The sequence below is a fragment of the Pseudomonadota bacterium genome, from assembly GCA_016195085.1.
Taxonomy (GTDB): domain Bacteria; phylum Pseudomonadota; class Alphaproteobacteria; order SHVZ01; family SHVZ01; genus JACQAG01.
In genome coordinates this window covers 72,554-94,480 of the sequence record JACQAG010000026.1, presented here as the reverse complement: position 1 = coordinate 94,480, position 21,927 = coordinate 72,554, and the positions used below count along the sequence as shown (strand labels likewise).

Below are 21,927 nucleotides of genomic sequence, written 5' to 3'. Positions count from 1 at the left end.
ACTGGGGAGCGTAGGCGTCCGTAGCCGCCGCTTATCGGGCAACATCGACAAGTCAAGCCATGACGCCGCGTGAAATACTCGAGGCAATCAATCGCCACGACCTCTGGCTGAAGCGCAAACAAGGCGGCGTGAGGGCGGATCTCTCCCTACGGAATCTGGCGGGCGTGACCTTTGCCGGCATGAACCTGCGCCAGGCGAAGCTGTCCGGGGCCAATCTGCATCGCGCCGTACTGGATAGCGCCAACCTCGAGAACGCCGACCTCTTCTGCGTCAATCTCGAGGGCGCGGCGATCCGCAAGGCCAAGCTCGACAATGCCGATATGCGCGGCTCGCGGCTGCGGGAGGTCAATTTCACCGGCTCCTCGCTCAAAGGCGCTGATTTCCGCGGCGGGACGCTCTTCTCCGCCGGACCGGACAGCGCCGACGAGGCGGCGAAGTTCCGCATCGCGAACCCCGATGGCGCCGACATGGCACATTCCGAGCTGAGCGACTGCAACCTGTCGGGCGCCAATCTCTCCGGCGCCAACCTCACCGGCTGCAATCTCAGGGGTGCCAACCTGGCGGGAGCCAATCTGAAAGGGGTGGTCCTGGTCGATGCCGATTTGACCGGGGCCTCGCTCAAGGGGGCCAATCTCGCCGGCGCAGTCATCGCCAATGCGGTTCTCAAGCATGCGGACCTCAACGGTGCCAAGCTCGAAGGCGTCGACCTCTCCCAGGCCGACATGACCGGCGCCAACATCGTCCGCAGCGAGGATTCGCTGCCCCCCGACATCCGCGAGGTGCTGGCCAATCACTACGACTGGATCCGCACCGACGGCAGGCGCGGCTCCCGCGCCACCCTGGTCAAGGCGGATTTGAGCTATATCGACCTGTCGGAGGTCAACCTTTCGGGCGCCGATTTGCATGGCTCGATCCTCGACGGCGCCAAGCTGTCGAAGTCACTCCTGGTCATGTCCGACCTTTCGGGCACCTCGCTCAAGGAAACGGACTTCAGCGGGGCCACGCTGGATGGGGTCAATCTCGCCGATGCCGACATGACCGGGTGCAACCTCGTAGGAGCCATCGTCGGTGCGGTCGACCTCAAGGACGGCCACGGCAAGCCCACGGGGCGGCGCTGGCCCGCCAACCTGACCGGGGTCAAGCTGGCCAAGGCCAATCTCACCGGTGCCAATCTCCGCTTCGCCAATCTGAGCCACGCCGACCTGTCGGGAGCGAATCTGACCAAGGCCAACCTGCTCGATACCAACCTCACCGATACCAAGATGGACAAGGTGATCAAGGACGGCGCGGCCTTCAGCCTGGACGACGAGGCCGCCAGCTGATTATCAGCTAGTTATTGACTATCGAGCCGTTCGTGCGCATCTCTTGCCCAGCCGAGACGGGGCTGGTAAGGGACCGCCCGGGGTTTCCCTTCGTGGCAAGCTCAAGGCGACGACCGCAGCCGTGAAGGCCGCCGGCCGCGGCTCCTCTCAGCCTCGTCTTAGATCCTAGGAATTGCATGCAGCTCCGCAATATCGCGATCATCGCCCATGTCGACCACGGCAAGACGACGCTCGTCGACGCGCTGCTGCGCCAAAGCGGCACCTTCCGCGCCAACCAACAGGTGGCCGAGCGGGCGATGGACCGCAACGAACTCGAGCGCGAGCGCGGCATCACCATCCTCGCCAAATGCACCTCGGTGCTCTGGCAGGGCACGCGCATCAATATCGTGGATACCCCCGGCCACGTAGATTTTGGCGGCGAGGTCGAGCGCATCCTCAGCATGGTGGACGGTGTGCTGATATTGGTCGATGCCGCCGAAGGCGTGCTGCCGCAGACCAAATTCGTGACCGGCAAGGCGCTCCAGCTGGGCTTGCGGCCCATTGTCGTGGTCAACAAGGTCGATCGCTCCGATGCGCGCGCGCATGAAGTGCATGACGAAATCTTCGACCTCTTCACCGCGCTCGGCGCCAACGACGACCAGCTCGACTTCCCCACCCTCTTCGCCTCCGGGCGCGACGGCTGGGCGGCCGAGCTTCCCGAGGGCCCGCGCGAGAGCTTGACCCCGCTTTTCAATCTGGTCGTGAGCCACGTGCCGCCACCGTCGGGCGACGTCTCGGGGGCATTCACCATGCTGGCCACCACCCTCGAATACGACCCCTATCTCGGCCGCGTGCTCACCGGACGCATCTTCAGCGGCGTGGCGAAGCCGAACATGTCGATCAAGGCGATCGACCGCGAAGGCAAGCTGGTGGAGCAAGCCCGCGTCTCGAAGCTCTTGGCCTTCCGCGGGCTGGAGCGCATTCCCTTGGATCAGGCGGAGGCCGGCGACATCATTGCGGTCGCTGGCTTGAGCCGGACGACGGTCGCCGACACGCTCTGCGATCCGGAGGTGAGCCAGCCGATCCAGGCCAACCCGGTCGATCCACCGACCCTGGCCATGACCTTTTCGGTGAACGACTCCCCGATCGCCGGCCAAGAGGGCGACAAGGTCACGAGCCGGGTCATTCGCGAGCGTCTCATGCGCGAGTCCGAAGGCAATGTGGCGATCCGGGTCAGCGAGACCGAGGACAAGGACGCATTCGAGGTGGCGGGCCGCGGCGAGCTGCAGCTGGGCGTGCTGATCGAGACCATGCGGCGCGAAGGCTTCGAGGTGTCGATCAGCCGCCCCCGCGTCCTGTTCAAGACCGACCCCGGCACCGGCGAGCGGCTGGAGCCGATCGAGGAGGTGGTGATCGACGTCGACGACCCCTACACCGGGATCGTGGTCGAGAAGCTCTCCGAGCGCCGGGGCGAGCTTCGGGACATGCGGCCGGCCGGCACCGGCAAGACCCGCATGGTGTTCCACTGCCCGTCGCGCGGGCTCATCGGCTATCACGGCCAATTCCTGACCGATACCCGCGGCACCGGGGTCATGAACCGGCTGTTTCACGGCTATGCCGCCTATCGCGGCCCGATCGCGGGGCGCCGGCAGGGGGTGCTGATCGCCCATGCCGAAGGCGAGGCGGTCGCCTACGCCCTGTGGAACCTGGAGGATCGCGGCTTCATGTTCATCGAGCCGGGTGCCCGCGTCTACCAGGGAATGATCATCGGCGAGCACGCCAAGAGCCAGGATCTGGACGTGAACGCGCTCAGAGCCAAGAAGCTGACCAATATCCGCGCCGCCGGCAAGGACGACAACGTGCTGCTGACGCCGGCGCGCAAGCTGCCGCTGGAGGAGGCGATCGCCTATATCCAGGACGACGAGCTGGTCGAGGTGACGCCCAAATCGATCCGGCTGAGGAAACGCATCATGGATCCCAATGACCGCAAGCGCGAGGCCCGCCGGGCCGAAGCGAGCTGAGGTCGTTCCCTCCGAGGCGGCGATCTGCTACCACAATCGCCCGCATCTTAAGGATGGAATGCCTCGTCATGCGCCTCAAAGGGACTACGCTCGCGCTGTTGCTGGCCGCCATGCTCGCCTCCACCGCCTCGGTCGAGGCCGCCGATAAGGCCAATCTCATCTATCTCGACCTCAAGGATGGTCGCGTGGTGATCGAGACCCTACCCGAAAACGCCCCGCAGCATGTGGCGCGGATCAAGGCCCTGGTGAAGTCCGGGTTCTACGACGGCCTGGTGTTTCACCGGGTGATCGAGGGTTTCATGGCGCAGACCGGCGATCCCCGTGGCGACGGCACCGGCGGCTCCGGAACGAAGATTCCCGCGGAGTTCAACAAGACCCCGCATGTGCGCGGCACGGTGTCGATGGCACGCGCGCAATCGCCCGACAGCGCCGACAGCCAATTCTTCATCTGCTTTGCCGACGCGAAGTTTCTCGACGGCCAGTACACCGCCTGGGGCCGGGTGATCGAGGGGATGGAGTTCGTCGACAAGATCAAGAAGGGCGACCGAAACCGCAACGGAACCGTCGCCAGTCCCGACAAGATCGTGAAGATGTCGCTCGCTGCCGATCAGCCCTAGCGTCGGGTTCATCGGCCCGTTGCCATCGACCGAGGGAGGAAACCATGTTGCGTGCTCGAGGCCGGTTCCTGACCGGTGCCGTCGTGGCCCTGGCGTGCCTGTTCTCGTTGCCGGCCGTGGAAACCCAGGCGCAGCAGCCGAAGCGCGGTGGCGCCATGACCATTCTCCTGCAGCCCGAGCCGCCGATGTTGATGCTGCCCTTGAGCCAGTTCGTGCCGGTACTGGTCACCGGGGGCAAGATCTTTCAGGGTCTGCTCACCTTCGACTTCGATTTGAAGCCGATGCCGTCGCTGGCGAAATCCTGGTCGATCTCGCCCGATGGCCTCACGTACACCTTCAAGCTCGAAGAAAACGTCAAGTGGAACGACGGCAAGCCCTTCACCTCGGCCGATGTCGTCTTTTCGACCCAGGTGTTCCTGATGGAGGTGCATGCCCGCGCGCGCGGCAATTTCCAGCGCGTGGCCTCGGTCGAGACGCCTGATGCCAACACCGTCGTCTATCACCTGAAGGAGCCCTTCGCGCCCTTCCTGCACGCCTTCGAGGTGTCGAGCGCGCCGATGGTGCCGAAGCACCTCTACGAAGGCACCGACTACCGGCAGAACCCCGCCAATGCCAACCCCGTCGGTACCGGGCCGTTCAAGCTCAAGGAATGGGTGCGCGGCTCCTACATCCATTTCGTGCGCAATGAGCTCTACTGGAAGCCGGGGCTGCCCTATCTCGATGAGATCTATTTCCGCTTCCTGCCGGACGCCGCCAGCCGTGCCTTGGCCTTGGAGTCCGGCCAGGTCGACCAATCGCAATTCGATGCGGTCGAGCCCTATGACGTGGCGCGGCTGGCGCAATTGCCGCATCTCTCGATGACCACCAAGGGCTATGAGTTCCTGTCGCCGATCATGTGGCTCGACCTCAACGTCCGCAACCCGCCGCTCAACGACAAGCGCTTCCGTCAGGCGCTCCTGTACGGGCTCGATCGCGACTTCATCCGCGACAAGCTGTTCTTCGGCATGGGCAAGATCGCCAGCGGACCGATCGCCAGCACCACGCGGTTCTTCGATCCATCGCTGCCCAAATACGCCTACGACCCGAAGAAGGCGGCCGCCCTTCTCGACGAGATGGGCCTGAAGCCGGGGGCCGACGGCGTGCGCGTCCACGTCAAGGCCATGCCGCTCCCCTATGGCGAGGTCTGGAACCGGCTGGCGGAGTACAGCCGGCAAACGCTGGGCCGCGTCGGCATCCAGCTCGATATCGAGCCCGTGGATACGCCGACCTGGGTCCAGCGCACCACCAACTACGAATACGAGCTCACCTGGAACTATCTCAGCCAGTTTGCCGACCCGGCCTTGGGAGTGGCACGGGCCTATATCTCGACCAATATCCGCAAGGGCATTCCCTCGACCAATATCGGCGGCTACGCCAATCCGCGGGTCGACGAGCTTTTCGCCAAGGCCGCCGTGGCGCTATCGGAAAGCGAGCAGCAGAAGCTCTATTCAGAGGTGCAGCGCATCCTGGTCGATGATGCTCCGGTCGGCTGGATGCTCGAAATGCAATGGCCGAACTTCGTCAACAAGCGCTTTCACAATGTCATTTCCACCGGCCTCGGACCCTACGAGAGCTACGACAATGTGTGGCGCGAATAGTCGTTTGGCTGCGGAAGCGTGAGCCATGGCTCTCGCGGTCGCGCATGAGAGCCGCGATTACGTCGACCACTATTGGGAGACGGGCTACGCCGTGGTGCGCGGTTTCTTCACCACGGCGCGAATGCGTGACGTGCAAGCCGAAACCAGGCGGATCTACCGCGAAGGCCTGAAGCACCACACCACCTACCGCGACCGCAACCTGCTGTTCGAGATCCTGCCGGAGTCCTTCGCCGGCAAGCGCTATGTCCTGCAGGCCCATTGGTTCTCCTGGATCAGCCCGTATTTCGAGGCGCTCCGCCGCGACCCACGCTACTATGAAATCCTCTCGCCGCTGCTCGGCCGCGACATCAAGCAGGTCGCCCAGCAGTTTCACTGGAAGCCGCCGGGCGCCGGGCTCACCGGGTTTCGCTTCCACCAGGACATGCGGTTCCGAGAGCGCAAGGACGCATTTCGCGACCTCATGAGCTCCTATGTGACGACGGGACTCGCGATCGACCCGGCCACGCGGGAGAATGGCTGCCTCCGCGTCATCCCGCGGAGCCATCTCAGTGGCTATTTGGGCCTTTCGGATGACGGCCCGCTGATGAAGGGCGAGACCCAGGTCCAGGAGCTGCGCCAGGCCGGGCTCGCCCCGGCAAGCATCGTCGATCTCGAGCTGGAGCCGGGCGATCTCGCGCTTTGGAGCCTGCTCACCGTGCATGGCTCGGAGCCGAACCGCTCGGACCTTGACCGCGCCTTCGCTCTTTCCAGCTACGTCAAGGCCGAGAACAGCGATCGCGGCGAGTGGGCATTCCGCAACGGCGTCTCCACCCCGCTCGGAACCGAGCCCCAGCTCTGCAAGTACGAGAAGCTCCGGGAAAACCCCGGCCCGTTCTACAGCGACGACACTTGGTATGCGGGCTAGCTCACCCGGCGACAGGAACCGTCTCAACGAGACTCCACCCGTCCTTCGATTCCCGGATGAGCGCCACGGCCGTGCCGCCGTCCAGGTTCTTCAGCACCGGATAGATGCGCTTCAAGCCGGCGTTCCGGGCCCAGCCGGTCGGCGCGACGACACGATAGCGATAGACGACATAGGCTTGGCGTTGCGACTCATGCTGCGCCTCATTGCCGCCATCTCCTGCAAGCTCCGCCAACTGGAGGGCAGCGCCGCGGACGCCGCCATCGGCCTCTGGCCGGCGGTCGGACACCTCGACGATGCCGGCCAGCTCGACGCCGCGCAGACAGAAGTCCCGCCGTCCGAGGTCGTAGGCCTGATGGCCCCGCTCGGTCAACCGATAGGTCTCGAACCCTTCGACCGTCGCCAGCTCGATTAAGCCGGCATGGGTCAGTGACTCGAGCTCGATGCGCAGGCGTCCAGGCGTCGTACTATCGACCAGTGTGGGGAAAATGATTCCGGTCTGCGGCTCGGCGGTGCGCCTGTTGCGCGAAAGCTCGACGTTGTTCCCCTGCTTGGCGACACCGAGGCAGATCGCCTCGTCGCTCACCGCCGAGGCCAGCGCCTTGGCCAGGCCGGCCCGATCCTCGAAAGGAGCGATCGAACCGAGATTGCGGTCGATCTCGCCGGCTCCAGCACCACCGGCCATGAGCAGGGCGGCACCGAACAAGACCAGGGCCCACAAACTCGAATGCACCCCGGTTCTTCGGAGCGCAGGCACTTCCAGCAGCGTCGTTAGATGAAGCACGGCAATCCTTCCTCATGTCACGTTGCGTAGCCGCCGATCCTGCGTGGGATCGACCCATCCGCCGTCTCGGCGGACCAGCCGCACCAGGAGCGGTGTCAGCCGAGCCGTTGTTCGTGAGGCTTATCTGGGTCGCTTGGGTGACGTCGCAAGGGTTCACGGCAACGTGATCACGGCCAAGGGCCGCATGCGAGCCATGCGCGAAGCGCGCAACCGCTCAAGCCGCGGGCGCGGCTCAGGCGTAGCGCAGCGTCTGGCCGATGCCGAGCCTTTTCGCCTTCTCCAGCATCGCCGCGCCGAGCGCGATGTCGCTCAGGCTCAGGCCGCGATGCCAGAAAAGAATCGTCTCGTCGTCGCGCTCCCGCCCGGGCTTGTCGCCGCAGACGATTTGGCAGAGTTCGGCGTGGAGCGTCTCGCGGCTGAGCTTCCCGGCATCGACATGGGCGCGCAAGGCGCCGAACGGCCCGGAGCCGACCTGCCCCCAATCGTCGACCACCAGCTTGTCCATGATGTCGGTCAAGCTGAGCTCGACGGCGCTCATCGTGCCGTAGGGCATCACGCAGGCCCCCTTCTTGATCCACGCGGTCTTGAGCAAGGGCGCGGGCTCGTTCAGACGCGAGGCCTCGACCACGATGTCGGCGCCTTCGACGCAGCTCCGCCAGTCCTCGGTGGCGATCACCGTCTTGCCGAGATCCCGCGACAATCGCTCGGCAAAGGCGGTCCGGCTCTCCGGACGGCGCGAATGGACGCGGATTTCGGCGAAGTCGAACAACTTGTCCATCAGACGCACATTCCAATAGGCGGTGCCGCGCGCGCCGATATGTCCCAACACGCGCGCGCTCTTGCGCGCGAGGTGATTGGCACCGAGTGCGGTGACGGCGCCGGTGCGCATGTCGGTGATCCATGTGGCGTCGACGACCGCCTTCGGCATGCCCGTCATCGGGTCGAATAGGTTCAAGAGCGCCATCTCCGAAGGCAGCCCATGCTTGTAGTTGTCGACGTAGTCCCCGACGATCTTCACCCCGGCGTAGCCCAGGGGCTTCACCACTCCCCGCAATACGTTGAAATGGCCATGGACGGACTCGTCGGGAACCAGATGCATGCGCGGCTCGATCACCGTCTGGCCGCGTCCCTGGGCGATGAGCTGTCCCTCGATCGCGTCCAGAATTTCATCGTCGGTCAGCGCCAAGGCCGCAACATCCGGGCCGCTGAGGTAAGTGATATAGATCGGCTCCATCAATCCCTCCTGCGAACGAGCCCACTCTAAGACGTGCTCGCCGTCGGGCGCCACGTCTTCACATGCCGACCGTCCGTGGGATCCAGCACCTTGTCCCACGCCTTCCGCGCGATGCAGGGGTCGGGAAACGGGATCACGCTCGGCTCGAACAGGCGGCGCGCGGTCATGGCCGTGGACGCGCTCGATGTCGCGAGTGGGCAGACCCCCGCCCACTCGGCCCACCAATCGCCCAAACTTGAGGCAACGCGTCGCCGCAACCGACGCCGGACAGGCGACGGACATGGTCTTCTTGGCCGAGGCGACGCGGGCTTAAAGCGCGGGCCGAAAGCGTTTGACAGTCGCCGGGCAACGGGTCGATCATTCCCTTTCGCGCACTTGCGCTGGCTGCCAAGCTCGCTACCCGCAAGTAAACAAATGAATAATCGTATAAGGCCCGAATACGGGCGGATCGACAGGGTGAGGTGATGAAACTCTCGGGCAGCTCCGCCAAATCGGTGCGCCATGGGGACCCGGAATTTTGACGGGAGCGGCCTGACGACCGCAGGCTCGGTTGCCGACGCCACGAAACAGGAGGATCACGATGTCGAAGTCTGACAGGGAGAAGCAGCATCCGTATATCCCGGAGCTCGCCGAGCAGCTCCGCAAGCAACAGATAGACCGGCGCGAGTTCTTGCGCACGGCGACGTTGTTGGGCGTCTCGGCGCCCGCCGCCTACGCCATGGCCGGCAAGATCATGGGCCAATCCATCGTTCCCGAAGCCCGCGCGCAAACCGCGACGCCGAAGAAGGGCGGCAACCTGCGATGCTCGATGCGCTGCCAGGAGATGACCGATCCGGCGAAGTTCGACTGGACGGAGAAGTCGAATGTCGCGCGCGGCATGCTGGAATACATGGCCATCACCGGGTCGGACAACATCACCCGCCCCTTCCTCGCCGAGAGGTGGGAAGCATCCACCGACCTCAAGACCTGGACCTTCAAGCTGCGCCAGGGCGTGAAATGGTCGAACGGCGATGAGTTCAACGCCGACGACGTCGTTCATAACTTCACCCGCTGGCTCGATCCGAAGGTGGGCTCGTCCAATCTCGGCCTGTTCGACTCCATGGTCACGGCGACCGACACCGGTAAGCTCGACGCCAAAGGGGCGAAGATGATCTCGAAGAGCATGACCCCGGGCGCGATCGAAAAGGTCGACGCGCACACGGTCAAGCTGCACCTGAACCGCGCCGAGCTCGCGGTCCCGGAGAACCTCTACAACTACCCGACTGCGATCGTGCATCGGAAGTTCGACGAGATGGGCGCCAACCTGTCGAAGAACCCGATCGGCACCGGCCCATTCTCGCTGAAGGAATACACGGTCGGCCAAAAGATCGTGCTGGCCAGGCGGCAGGGCTATTGGGGCGATGAGCCGTTGCTGGACAGCATCACTTACGTCGATCATGGCGACGACCCCGCCGCGGGACTCTCGGCGTTGGCCTCGGGCCAGGTCGACATGGTCCATGAAACCTTCGTCGAGCAGCTCGACGTGGTGAAGAAGATCCCCAACGTCGTGCTGCACGAGGCGATCACCGCGCAGACGGCGGTCGCCCGCATGCAGGTCGACAAGAAGCCGTTCACCGACAAGCGGGTGCGCCAGGCGCTCTTGGCGTGCCTCGATCACCCGAAGCTGCTGGAGGTCGCCTATCGCGGCCGCGGCGCTCTCGCGGAGGATCACCACGTCGCTCCGATTCATCCGGAGTATTTCAAGCTGCCGGTGGTGAAGCAGGATTATGCGCTGGCGAAGAAGCTGCTCGCCGACGCCGGCTATGCCAACGGGATCGATGTCAAGATCGACCTCAAGCGCGAACCGCCCTGGGAGCTCGCCGCCTGCCAGGCGATTGCCGAGATCTGCAAGCCGGCCGGCATTCGCATCCAGCTCAACGTGCTCCCCAGCACCCAGTACTGGGAGATCTGGGACAAGACCGACTTCGGATTCACCGGCTGGACGCACCGACCCTTGGGGGTCATGGTGCTCAATCTCGCCTATCGCTCCGGCGTGCCCTGGAACGAGACCCACTACGATAACCCGGCCTTCAACAAAGCGCTCGACGCCGCCGGCTCCACGCTCGACGCCAACGAGCGGCGCAAGCTCATGGAGGGTCTCGAGAAGACGCTGCAGAACGACGCGATCATCGCGCAGCCTCTGTGGCGCTCGATATTCTCCTCCACCCATGAGCGGGTGAAGGACTACAAGCTGCATCCGACCAACTACCACCAGATGAACAAGGTGTGGTTGGCCTGAAAACGCGTCTTGCCATGAGGCCGGCGCCAATGCGCGCCGGCCTCACAGGCCGCCGGCGACCCGGCGGCTGCCGCCTCGTCGGCGCAGAAGCTTTCTCGCCATGTTGATCTTCATCACCCGACGCCTCGGCCTCATGGCGCTGACCATGATCACCGTGTCGGTGCTCGTCTTCCTCCTGATGGAAATCTCGCCCGGCACGGTCGCGCAGAAGGTGCTCGGCCCCTACACCAATGACGAGCAGCGCCAGCTCTGGCTGGAGCAGAACGGCTATTTTCGTCCCTTCTACGTACGGTATCTGAGTTGGCTCGGCCACTTCATGACCGGCGATTTCGGGCCGAGCATCCGCTTCAAGGTGCCGGTCGCGGAAGTCCTGTGGCCGCGGTTGGCGAATACGGGCATCCTCGCCGGGTCCGTCCTCGCCGTCATGGTGCCCTTGTCCTTGAGCCTCGGCGTGCTCGCCGGCATGCGCGAGGGCTCGAAGCTCGACAGATCGATTACGGTTGCCGGCGTGGTCACCACCTCGGTTCCTGAATTCGCCTCGGCGGTGTTCCTGACCGCGACCTTCGTCTTCTGGCTTGGATGGCTCCCGGGCACGTCCACCATGTCCGAGGGTTGGCGGCTGAACCAGATGGTGCTGCCAGTCGCGGCCCTGGTGCTCTACGATTTCGGCTATGTCGCGCGCATGACCCGGGCCTCCATGGCCGAGGTCATGACCACGCCCTATATCCGCACCGCAATCCTCAAGGGCCTGCCTTACTGGCGGGTCATTCTCAGGCATGCGCTGCGCAATGCGCTGATTGCGCCGTTCACGGTCATCATGCTGCAGATCAATTGGCTCTTGTCGGGCGTGATCGTCGTCGAATTCTTCTTTGCCTATAAGGGCTTCGGCGCGACGCTGCTGGAGGCGTCGCTGAACCAGGACATCTACCTCATCGAGGCCTGCGCCATGGTCTCGGTCTTCGTCGCGGTGACGACGCAGACCATCGCCGATGTCGGCTATACCTTCCTCAATCCGAGGATTCGCTTCCAGTGACCGCGACCCTGGCCCGGCCCCTACGTCGTTCGCTGCCGGTGCGCATCTTGCGGGTGCTGTCGCTGCTGAGCGAGAGTCCGGTCGGCATGATCGGCGCCGGCATCATCACCTTCTGGGTGCTGGTCGCCGTCTTGGCGCCGTGGCTGGCGCCGTTCAGCCCGACCGCCACGCTCGTCCCCTTCGCCATGCCCGGCGATCCGGCCCCGGGGGGCGGGGTGTTCTGGCTGGGGACCGATCACATCGGTCGCGACCTCCTCTCGCGCATGATCTTCGGCACGCGCACGGTCTTGACCTACGCGCCGCTCGCCACCTTCTGCGCCTATGTCGTCGGCATCGTCATGGGTCTGGTCGCCGGCTACCGCGGCGGCTGGATCGACGAGCTGTTGTCGCGCCTCGGCGACATCATCCTGTCGTTCCCGGTGCTCGTCCTCTACATCATCATCATCGCCACCGTCGGCGCGTCCGGCGTCAACATCGTCATCGCCATCACCTTTGCCAGCGCCCCTGGCTGCATGCGGATCGTGCGCGGCCTGGTCCTCGACCTGCGCAACCGCGCCTATGTATCCGCCGCGCAGCTCCGCGGCGAGGCGCTGTGGTACATCCTCTTGGTGGAGATCCTGCCGAATGCCCGCGGACCGCTCATCGTCGATGCCTGCCTCCGCCTCGGCTACGTCGTCATCACCATCGGAACTTTGGGCTTCCTCGGCCTCGGCCTGCCGCCGCCGACTCCGGATTGGGGCGGCATGATCAACGAGACCCGTCAGATGGCGATGGCCTTCCCGCACATGGTGATCTTTCCCTGCATCGGCATATCCTCGCTGATTCTCGGCTTCAATCTGCTGGCCGACGGGTTGCGCGAGGTCTCGCTGAGAGACTGATGGTCGATACCGAATCCGCAATACCGCTGCTCGAGCTCGACGCTCTGTCGCTCTCCTACTTCGTGCGCGCCGGCGAGATGCCGGCGGTAACCAATGTGTCCCTGAAGCTGTGGCCGGGAGAGAGCCTGGGCCTCGTCGGCGAGTCGGGCTGCGGCAAATCGACGATCGCCTATGCGGTGATGAGCTACCTCGGCCGCGCCGGGCGTATCGTCGGCGGACGCATCCTGTTCAACGGCCGCGACATGGCGAGCCTCTCGCCGGAGGAGCTGCGCCGGATCCGCGGCGCCCGCATCGCCATGGTCTATCAGGAGCCGATGTCGGCTCTCAATCCCTCCATGACGATCGGCGAGCAGCTCGCCGAGGTGCCGATCTATCACGCCGGCGCCAGTCCGGCGGAGGGCCGCGCCCGGGCGAGGCAGCTCTTGGCCGACGTCAACCTGCCCGATCCCGACCGCATCATGGCCGCCTACCCGCACCAGCTCTCCGGCGGACAACAGCAGCGGGTGGTGATCGCCATGGCGCTGCTCGCGAACCCCGCCCTCTTGCTCCTGGACGAGCCGACCACCGGGCTCGACGTGACGGTCGAGGCGGGCGTGGTCGAGCTCATTGCCGGCTTGCGGCAGCGTTTCGGCACCAGCCTCCTCTACATCTCGCACAATCTCGGGCTGATCGCGCAAGTCTGCGACCGGGTGGCGGTCATGTATTCCGGGCAGATCGTCGAGTCCGGCACCATCGAAGAAGTGTTCGCGCGGCCGCGGCATCCCTACACGAGCGGCCTGTTCGGCTGCATCCCATTGCCGACCGCGGACAAGACCGCCCGGCCGCTGGTTCCCATTCGCGGACAAGTGACCTTGCCCTCGGAGCGGCCGCAGGGTTGCTATTTCGGGCCTCGCTGCGACTCGTTCGTCGCCGGCCGCTGCGACGCCGAACCGATCGCTCTCGAGCCCATCCAAAGCGGCCACGAGGTGCGCTGCCTGCGCTGGCGCGAGCTCGAAGCCGAGAGCCCCGCCAATCTCGCGGGCGGCAGGCTGCCAGCCTCGGAAGCGGAAATCGTGCTGGCGATCCGCAATCTCAGCAAGCACTACGACGTCCGCGACCGCTCGATCGGCGCGCTCATCTCCGGCCACGGCTCGCGCACGGTCAAAGCCAACGAAGCCCTCAGCTTCCGCGCGCACCAAGGCCAGACTCTGGCGATCGTCGGCGAGTCCGGCTGCGGCAAGTCGACCTTCGCCAAGGTGCTGATGGGTCTTGAGACCGCGAGCGAAGGCACCATCGACTTCGCCGGCATCGATCTGGCGCAGCTGCCGGTCGGCAAGCGCTCGGCGGGCCAGCTCGGCTCGCTGCAGATGGTGTTCCAGAATCCCGACGAGACGCTCAATCCGAGCTTCTCGGTCGGCAGCCAGATCGCCCGCGTCATCCGCAAGATCGCCGGCGTGCGCGATACGAAAGAGGTGGAGGCGCGTGTCGCCCGCCTATTCGAGCAGGTGAAGCTGCCTCACGCCTTCGCCTCGCGCCGGCCACGGCAGCTCTCCGGCGGGCAAAAACAGCGCGTCGGCATCGCCCGCGCCTTCGCCGGCGACCCGCTCCTGGTGGTGGCGGACGAGCCGGTCTCGGCGCTCGATGTCTCGGTGCAGGCGGCGGTGACCGAGCTGCTCATGGACATTCAGAAGCGCCACGGCACCACGCTGCTCTTCATCAGTCACGACCTGTCGCTGGTCCGCTATCTCGCCGATCGCGTCGTGGTGATGTATCTCGGCCAGATCATGGAGGTCGGGACGACCGCGGAGGTGTTCTCCCCGCCCTATCATCCCTACACCGAGGCCTTGCTGTCGGCGGTGCCGGTGGCCGATCCGACCGTCCGGCAGAACCGCATCGTGCTCGAGGGCGAGCTGCCGAGCGCGCTCAACCCACCCAAGGGCTGTCCCTTCCATACCCGCTGCCACCGCAAGATCGGGGCGATCTGCGAGGAGGAGCGCCCGGCCGAGCAGCGCTCTCCCTCCGGCCACCGCATCGCCTGCCACATCCCGATGGCCGAACTCGGCCGCATGGCGCCGGTGTTCGGTGCGCCGGCGGGCGCGGTTCCGTCCCCGGTTTCCGACGACTGACCGGAAGACGCGCGATCGCTCCCTCGCCGTCGCCCGGCGAGGAGGGATTGCCTCGACGTCTATCGCGGCCTGATGGCTGCTGAGACGCCGCAGCTAAAGGGCGCCGTCATGCTAGGGCAAAACGCGAGCGTCTGGGGCGCCGCTTCGGCGGCGCCAACCATCGGCGCGTGGTCTAGGCGTGTAGGTTGAGGAGCTGGCCCCGCCCGCCATTGGGCGGCGGCGTTCCTTGGCCCGCCTGCTGCGCGCCCCCAGGAGTCCCTTGCCCGCCCGTCTGCCCTTGGCCCTGGTTGCCACCTTGGGTCTGATTATTACCTTGGGTCTGGCCGGTGCCTTGGGTGCGGTTGGTGCCCTGGGTTTGGTTGGTGCCCTGGATTTGGTTGGTGCCCTGGGCTTGGTTGGTGCCCTGGGCTTGGTTGGTGCCCTGGGCTTGGTTGGTGCCCTGGGTTTGGTTGGTGCCCTGGGTTTGGTTGGTGCCCTGGGTTTGGTTGGTGCCCTGGGTTTGGCCAGCGCCTTGCGTGCGATTGGTCCCCTGGGTTTGGTTGGTGCCCTGGGTTTGGCCAGCGCCTTGCGCGCGATTGGTCCCCTGGGTTTGGTTGGTGCCCTGGTTCTGACCGGCGCCTTGTGTACGGTTCGTACCCTGGGTTTGATTGGCGCCCTGGCCCCCGTTCTGTCCCTGCGCTTGCGGGGGAACGCCCGGCCCAAGGCCTGCCGGCACCTGGGTCACACGGGGCTGAAATGCGTTCGCCGTGGAAACTCCGCCGACGCTCATGGCCCGCCTCCCACCGTTCTAGTCTGGCGGTACTCTAGTCGCCCGCATTGAAAAGCGAAAGGTAGGTTGTCGCCTTAGCAGCTGAAATCTTCTCCCCAGGGCTTCTCGAACTACACCCAGGGACAATGACTATTGGATTTGCCGAAAGTTTTACCTTTCTGGAACCGGTCAAGGGCGAACGGCAAGAGCTCCGATACGCGGTTGCCGCCCACCATCATCCGCGCAACCAGCTTGCCGACGCCGGTCATCTTAAAGCCGTGGTTTGAATCGGCGATCATGTAGACGTTCGGCGCCACCCAGTCGAAGATCGGAACGTTGTCCGGCGTGAATGCGCCGACGCCGCCATTGCGGCGTTCCCGGAAGTGCGGCCGGCACTTCTGGAAACGCCCCATGAGCTGTCCCATGGCCGAGGTCATGTAGTCCGCGAACCATGCATCCGCCTGGTACTCATCGTTGGCGTGGCCATAGGGATCGGTTGCCGCCTTCGGTCCGATCTTGATCGGCATGGTGCCGCCTTGGATGCCGGGCCGGTCCATGCGCTCGGCGCCGTTCTTCCAGTAGATGTAGACGTTGTCGGAGAGCTCCTTGCCGGTCATCTGGTCGATGAGCGGCGTGTTCATGAGCTCCACGTGCAGCACCGGCGGGTCGCGGTCCTCCGCGGTGCGGTAGGTGAAGTCGGGGGTGTAGACCTCGCCCTCGAGCAGGCGCCAATAGGTCCACATGTCTTTCTTCTGCGCCTCGCCGTCGGCATAGCGGGCCTCGATGGTGTCGGCCTTGCCGAGCATGGCCCAATGCTTCGGGGTCCAGGCGCCGAGGCCCCAGATGACCGCGTCGCAGCGGATGTCGCCCTTGTTGGTGCGCACGGCGGAGACCCTGCCGTTGGTCGTGTCGTAGCCCTCAACCTCGATCCCGGCAAGGATGCGCACGCCATGGTCCTTGCACTTCTGCGCCAGCCCGCTCACCGCCTGGCGGGTGCCGGCATAGCCGCTGATCTTCTCGTGCAGCACGACGTCGATCCCGTCGGTCTTGAAGTCGGGCCAGATGTTGCGCAGGAACTTCTTCGCATCCTTGCCATGGTGCACCTCGGAGTGATAGCCGACGCGCTTCTGGCTTGCAGCGAGCCGCTCGTAGTCCTCCGCCTGGTTCGCCTCGCCGGCGGACACATAGCCCACCTGCTGGAAGCCGAAGGCGACGGGATCGTAGCTCCAGACGTCGACGGAGTGCCTCAGGATCGCGTGCAAGGGCTCGGTCATGTAGAGGTTGCGCACGCAGCCGCAGGCAATGCCTGAAGCGCCCGCGCCGACCCCGGTCTTGTCCAAGACCACGACATCGGCTCCGGAGCCCTTGCCTTTGGCCTCGAGCTCCATGGCCAAGTGCCACGCCGTGGAGAGGCCGTGGATGCCGGCGCCAACCACGACATAGTCGACCGACTTCGGCACCGCGTTCGTCATCGTCTCGCTCCCCTTGGCCACGCTCAAACTCCCCTCCTGTCCTCACAACGTTTACACGGCAAGCGCACCGGACTAGCTTGCCGGCGGCCGCCTGTTTTCTCTCCTGAACGGAACCCGTGAGGTAGCATGTCAGCGGATCAGCCGTCCAGCGAGACCCCGGCCGGCCCGGGACGGCGCGACCGGCCGCGGCGACGGCCGGACCGCACCGCGGAGCGATCCTCGGGCTTTCAGCAGCCGGCCTGGCGGGCCGTCGTTAATCCTTATCGACCGATCGAAGTGCTGAGCGCCGATGCCATCGAGAGCATCCACGACGCCTCGCTCCAGGTGCTGGAGGAGCTCGGCATGGACTTCCTCTCCGATGAAGCGCTTGCCCTCTTGAAAGCAGCCGGCGCCGAGGTGACCCAGGGCTCGAAGCGGGTGCGCTTCGATCGCGGCCTCATCCTGGAGAAGCTGAAGACGGTGCCCCCATCGTTCACGCTCCATGCGCGCGATCCCGGGCGAAGCCTCGTCTTTGGCGACAATCACATCAACTTCGCCACCGTGGCGAGCGCGCCCTATGCGATGGACTTGGATCAGGGACGGCGCAACGGCAACTATCCGGACTACTGCAACTTCATCCGGTTGGCGCAAAGCCTCAACATCGTGCATCTCATCGGCGGCTATCCGGTCGAGCCGATCGACCTGCCGCCGGATACGCGTCACCTCGATTGCTACTATGCCAACATCACCTTGAGCGATCGGGTGTGGCATCCCTATGCGCTGGGACGCCAGCGCATTCTAGATGCGATTGAGATGCTGGCGATCGGTCGCGGCGTAAGCAAGGATGCGCTGCAGCGGGAGCCCGGCCTCTTCACCGTGGTCAACACCTCCTCGCCGCTCCGCGTCGACGGACCGATGCTGGACGGGCTGACCGAGATGGCGCTCGCGGGCCAGGCAATCGCCGTGACACCCTTCACGCTCGCCGGTGCCATGGCGCCCCTGACCTTGGCCGGCGCGCTCACCCAGCAGAACGCCGAGGCGCTCGCCGTCATCGCCTTCAGCCAGATCGTGCGCCCCGGCACGCCCATCCTCTATGGCGGGTTCACCTCGAACGTCGACATGAAATCCGGCGCTCCGGCCTTCGGCACGCCGGAATACGCCAAGGCGGCGCTCGCTGGGGGCCAGCTCGCGCGGCGCTATCGCATTCCCTACCGGTCGAGCAACGCCAACGCCGCCAACACGCCCGACGCGCAAGCCGCTTGGGAATCCATGATGTCGGTTTGGGCGGCCTTCATGGGTCATGCCAATCTGATGCTGCATGGAGCGGGCTGGCTGCAAGGCGGTCTTTGCGCGTCCTTCGAGAAGATGATGATGGATGCGGAGCTCTTGCAGATGATGGCGTCGTTCGCCGAGCCGATCGAGGTGAGCGAGGCGACGCTTGCCGTCGATGCCATGCGCGAGGTCGGACCCGGCGGGCATTTCTTCGGTGCGGCGCACACGCTGGCGCGCTATGAGACCGCGTTCTACGCCCCGATCCTCGCCGACTGGAGCAACTACGAGTCCTGGCGCGAGGCCGGCAGCCGCACCGCCCTCGAGCGGGCGAACGCGCTGTGGAAGCGGCTCCTGGCCGAATATCGCCAGCCGAGCCTGGATCCCGCCATCGGCGAGGCGCTCAAGGATTACATGGCGCGCCGCAAGGCGGCAAAGGCTTAGGAGATGACCGCCGGCGGATGCACCGGCGTGTCGCGGGCCCAGAACAGGTAGTTCTTGGCGACCTCGCCATAGCCCCGAAAGACGAAGCCGTCATTGCCGGCGATGAGCGCCTGGCGGCGGAGCCGATAGACTCCCGGCAGCTCGTACCAGGGGCGCGACGGATCCTCATGATGCAGCGCGTGCAGATTGTTGTTGAGGTAGAGGAGCGCAAAGACCGGCCCCGCTTCGACGAGCCCGGTGCGCTCTGCGACAGCAGCTACGGCTCGATGCTCGTGAAAGGATCTAAGCAGCGTCAGCATGAGGCCGGGATAGGCGAACAAGATGAGATAACGCGCGAGCGACATCCGGGCGATGAGGGTCACCCATGCCAGCACCGCAGCGACGGCAAGAATATGAAGGAGCCAGGTTCCCAGCCGCTGGCGGTCGCCGGCGAGGATCGTCTTGAGCTCGGCCCACCAGAAGCGGACCGCCACCACCGGCGGTCCGAGCACGAGCCTGCCGGCTAGGGTGTTCAAGAGCCTGAGCAGGCCGCGCCCCACCCCGCCCATGCCGGCCCAGCGATCGGCGTCCACGTAGTAGCTCTCGGGGTCATTGATCGGGCATGTGAGATAGCGATCACGGTGGTGGACGAGGTGCGTCTCGCGATAGATCGCAAACGGGAACCACAAACCGAGCGGCGGGAAGGCGACGAGCGTGTTAAGCCAGCGACGGTGTGTGGGATGTCCGTGAATGGCTTCGTGCTGGAGCGAGCCGTGCCAGGCAACGAGGTAGCCGCCGACCGGGGCCAACAGCCACCAGGGCAACGCCGCGTGATTCCAGGTGGCCAAGCCCCAGACGCCATAGATCGTTGCCGCGACCATCCAGGTCGGCAGCTCGATCCGACGCCATAGCGGCAAAGCCGCATCAGGCAACCGCGTCTCGCCCATTCCCGTGATAATTATCGTGACTGCCGCAACCGCGCAATGCTGCGCCTCCGCTCAAGGCCGCTCCATGTCCGTCGCCAGCCTGCGCATGTATGATTTAGCGGAGTTTCGCGGCGCGCTCGAGGCGTGGTGGAGCGGCCTGGCTCGGCATTTGCGGCGGCAGGGCGTGACACCGGTTCCCGATCGATTGAGCCAAGATGCGGACCATCGCGCACCATGGCGCCGACCTGATTTGTGCTTGGCCCAGACCTGCGGCTATCCGCTCACCCACGACTTCCGCGGTCTGCTCACGGTCATTGCCACGCCCTGTTATACAGCTCCCGGTTGCGAGGGGTCCAGCCACCGGAGCCTGGTCGTCGTCGGCGAGGATCATCCCGCCCGCACGCTCGCCGATCTCAGGGGCGCGGTCGCCGCCTACAACAGCCGCGACAGCAATTCCGGCTACAATGTGCTGCGGGCGATGCTGGCGCCGCACGCACGGGGTGGCCGGTTCCTCGCGCGGAGCTTCGAGAGCGGCAGCCACGTCGCCAGCCTGCTGGCGGTGCAGCAACGCAGGGCCGATCTCGCCGCCATCGACTGCGTCACCTATGCGCTCGGCAAACGCCACCGGCCGCAATTGGTTGCTGGCCTGCGCGTCGTCGCCGAAGGCCCGCCGACGCCGAGCCTGCCCTATGTCACGGCTGGCGGCGCCGACCCCGAACAACTCGCGCGCTATCGCGCCGGGCTGATGAACGCCTGCGCCGACGACCGGCTCCGAGACTGCCGCGATGCCCTGCTCCTGGCCGGCGCCGAGCTCATCCCCGAGGGCGCCTATGAGGAGATCGGTAGAATCGAGCAGGCTGCCATCAAGCAAGGGTATCCGGAACTAGGCTGAGCTCAGAACCCGTAGAGCTTGACCGGATTGTCGACGAAGATCGCCCGCCGGATGGCATCCTCGCCAGCGGCGAGATTGATCCAGTCGACGAGGGCGCCGTCGTCGGGAATGGGATCGGCCAGGGGGTGAGGCCAGTTGGTGCCCCAGAGCATGCGGTCGGGCCGGGCCTTGATGAGGGCCCGTGCCACCTTGTGGGCCCATTTCCACGGCGGACCGCTGTCGGCAAAGTAAGGTGCGGAGAGCTTGACCCAAACCTTGCCGGTCGCCAGCAGATGCAGGAGCGAGACGAAGCCCGGCTCGTTCAGGCCATATTCCGGACGCATGAGCGCCATGTGATCGACGACCACGTCGATCGGCAGGCGCGCCAGCCGATCGGCCATCTCCGCCAGCTTCGGCGCCGCTGCCAGAATCTGCAGATGCCAGCCGACGGCCGCGAGCCGCGCCGCCATCGCCTCGACATCGGCCTGGGTCATCTCTCCCGGGAATTCGAGATTGATCCGGAGCCCGCACATGCCGCAGCCCGCCAGCCGCGCGAGCTCGCCCCGCGAGGCATCCGGATGCAAGAGGCAGATGCCGCGCAGGCGCGGCCACGCGCGCACCAAGGCGTCCACGCTGACGCGGTTGTCGGGACCGTAGATGTTGGAATGCACCAGCACGCCGCGGTCGATGCCAATCGCCTCGTGCATATTGGTATAGGCCGCGAGGTCCACCCCGGCGGCAGGCGTATAGGGGCGCCGCTCGGCATAGGGCAACACCCCCTCGGGGGCAAAGACATGCGCATGGCAGTCGACGGCGCCCGGCGGGGGCGCCAGGCCGGGCCCGCGCGGCTCGGCGATCGGCGGTTGGACCCGCTCGGTCATCGCTGGCTCCACTCTCCAAGTCGGCATATATACGAGGTGCGGCGCGGGCCGCATCCTACCAGCCTCAGACAGCACGACAATGCCGATGGATCACGACAGCTACGCAGACGCGCATATTCGCGGCATCCTCCGGCGGGTGAAGACCATCGCCATGGTCGGCGCCTCCAGCAACTGGAACCGGCCGAGCTACTTCGCGATGAAATACCTGCAGGACAAGGGATACCGGGTGATCCCGGTCAATCCAGGGGTCGCCGGCCAGGAGATCCTGGGCGAGAAGGCGGTCGCCAAGCTCACCGACATCGCCGTGCCGGTCGACATGGTCGATGTGTTCCGGGCGTCCGCGGCAGTGCCGCCGATCGCCGATGACGCGATCAAGATCGGGGCGAAGGTGCTGTGGATGCAGCTCGGGGTCCGCAACGACGAGGCCGCGGCCAAGGCGGAGGCGGCCGGGCTGACCGTCATCATGAACCGGTGTCCGAAGATCGAATATGGCCGATTGTCGGGCGAGCTCGGCTGGCACGGCATCAATTCCGGCGTGATCACCGCCAAGCGCAGGAGGGACTAGCACG

Annotated in this window: 18 protein-coding genes; 12 read left to right on the top strand and 6 right to left on the bottom strand. The window is 65.5% G+C overall.

Features of this window, described 5'->3' with window-relative positions; all coding sequences use genetic code 11:
- The first annotated feature begins 59 nt into the window (after positions 1–59).
- The 5 genes from HY058_08070 (at position 60) to HY058_08050 (ending at position 6,480) form a co-directional block, all read left to right on the top strand.
- Entirely contained in the window at positions 60–1,322 is a 1,263-nt protein-coding gene (locus HY058_08070; GenBank protein MBI3497246.1) for a pentapeptide repeat-containing protein, read from the top strand.
- Between the two features lie 176 nt (positions 1,323–1,498).
- A complete protein-coding gene (gene typA / locus HY058_08065) occupies positions 1,499–3,322 on the top strand; it encodes a translational GTPase TypA (GenBank protein ID MBI3497245.1) in 1,824 nt (607 codons plus the stop codon).
- 68 nt (positions 3,323–3,390) lie between these two features.
- Complete coding sequence (locus HY058_08060) at positions 3,391–3,939, top strand: peptidylprolyl isomerase (protein ID MBI3497244.1); 549 nt, start codon at positions 3,391–3,393, stop codon at positions 3,937–3,939.
- Positions 3,940–3,983: 44 nt separating this feature from the next.
- Entirely contained in the window at positions 3,984–5,576 is a 1,593-nt protein-coding gene (locus HY058_08055) for an ABC transporter substrate-binding protein (GenBank protein ID MBI3497243.1), read from the top strand.
- A gap of 25 nt (positions 5,577–5,601) precedes the next feature.
- Positions 5,602–6,480 (top strand): phytanoyl-CoA dioxygenase family protein, encoded by an 879-nt coding sequence (locus HY058_08050; protein ID MBI3497242.1) that lies wholly within the window; start codon positions 5,602–5,604, stop codon positions 6,478–6,480.
- Between the two features lies 1 nt (position 6,481).
- Here HY058_08050 and HY058_08045 read toward each other — a convergent pair whose 3' ends face one another.
- Positions 6,482–7,210 (bottom strand): hypothetical protein, encoded by a 729-nt coding sequence (locus HY058_08045; protein ID MBI3497241.1) that lies wholly within the window; start codon positions 7,208–7,210, stop codon positions 6,482–6,484.
- Between the two features lie 283 nt (positions 7,211–7,493).
- Positions 7,494–8,495: an ornithine cyclodeaminase family protein gene (locus tag HY058_08040; GenBank protein ID MBI3497240.1), complete on the bottom strand. Its 1,002-nt coding sequence runs from the start codon at positions 8,493–8,495 to the stop codon at positions 7,494–7,496.
- Between the two features lie 580 nt (positions 8,496–9,075).
- Here HY058_08040 and HY058_08035 point away from each other — a divergent pair.
- From HY058_08035 to HY058_08020, 4 genes are all read left to right on the top strand, one after another.
- Positions 9,076–10,773: an ABC transporter substrate-binding protein gene (locus HY058_08035; protein ID MBI3497239.1), complete on the top strand. Its 1,698-nt coding sequence runs from the start codon at positions 9,076–9,078 to the stop codon at positions 10,771–10,773.
- A 100-nt stretch (positions 10,774–10,873) separates the two neighbouring features.
- Entirely contained in the window at positions 10,874–11,806 is a 933-nt protein-coding gene (locus tag HY058_08030) for an ABC transporter permease (GenBank protein MBI3497238.1), read from the top strand.
- Between the two features lie 86 nt (positions 11,807–11,892).
- Positions 11,893–12,684 carry an ABC transporter permease gene (locus tag HY058_08025; protein MBI3497237.1) on the top strand — a complete coding sequence of 264 codons (792 nt, stop codon included), beginning with the start codon at positions 11,893–11,895 and terminating at the stop codon, positions 12,682–12,684.
- On the top strand, positions 12,684–14,789 hold the full coding sequence (locus HY058_08020) for an ABC transporter ATP-binding protein (protein ID MBI3497236.1): 2,106 nt from the start codon (positions 12,684–12,686) through the stop codon (positions 14,787–14,789). Before HY058_08025 ends, HY058_08020 begins: the two co-directional genes overlap by 1 nt.
- 172 nt (positions 14,790–14,961) lie before the next feature.
- Here HY058_08020 and HY058_08015 read toward each other — a convergent pair whose 3' ends face one another.
- Both HY058_08015 and HY058_08010 read right to left on the bottom strand, forming a co-directional pair.
- Complete coding sequence (locus HY058_08015; protein MBI3497235.1) at positions 14,962–15,558, bottom strand: hypothetical protein; 597 nt, start codon at positions 15,556–15,558, stop codon at positions 14,962–14,964.
- A 110-nt stretch (positions 15,559–15,668) separates the two neighbouring features.
- Positions 15,669–17,036, bottom strand: coding sequence for an FAD-binding oxidoreductase (locus HY058_08010; protein MBI3497234.1), 1,368 nt, complete (start codon positions 17,034–17,036; stop codon positions 15,669–15,671).
- Between the two features lie 99 nt (positions 17,037–17,135).
- Here HY058_08010 and HY058_08005 point away from each other — a divergent pair, with 99 nt between their 5' ends.
- Positions 17,136–18,701 (top strand): trimethylamine methyltransferase family protein, encoded by a 1,566-nt coding sequence (locus HY058_08005; protein MBI3497233.1) that lies wholly within the window; start codon positions 17,136–17,138, stop codon positions 18,699–18,701.
- Here HY058_08005 and HY058_08000 read toward each other — a convergent pair.
- Positions 18,698–19,627 (bottom strand): fatty acid desaturase, encoded by a 930-nt coding sequence (locus HY058_08000; protein MBI3497232.1) that lies wholly within the window; start codon positions 19,625–19,627, stop codon positions 18,698–18,700. The genes HY058_08005 and HY058_08000 overlap by 4 nt on opposite strands.
- A gap of 64 nt (positions 19,628–19,691) precedes the next feature.
- Here HY058_08000 and HY058_07995 point away from each other — a divergent pair, with 64 nt between their 5' ends.
- Positions 19,692–20,498 carry a PhnD/SsuA/transferrin family substrate-binding protein gene (locus HY058_07995; protein ID MBI3497231.1) on the top strand — a complete coding sequence of 269 codons (807 nt, stop codon included), beginning with the start codon at positions 19,692–19,694 and terminating at the stop codon, positions 20,496–20,498.
- A gap of 2 nt (positions 20,499–20,500) precedes the next feature.
- Here HY058_07995 and HY058_07990 read toward each other — a convergent pair whose 3' ends face one another.
- Positions 20,501–21,358 (bottom strand): amidohydrolase family protein, encoded by an 858-nt coding sequence (locus HY058_07990; protein MBI3497230.1) that lies wholly within the window; start codon positions 21,356–21,358, stop codon positions 20,501–20,503.
- A gap of 85 nt (positions 21,359–21,443) precedes the next feature.
- Between HY058_07990 and HY058_07985 the strand changes: the two genes are divergently transcribed.
- The gene (locus HY058_07985) at positions 21,444–21,923 is read left to right on the top strand and encodes a CoA-binding protein (protein ID MBI3497229.1); all 480 of its coding nucleotides are present in this window, start codon (positions 21,444–21,446) and stop codon (positions 21,921–21,923) included.
- Positions 21,924–21,927 lie beyond the last annotated feature (4 nt).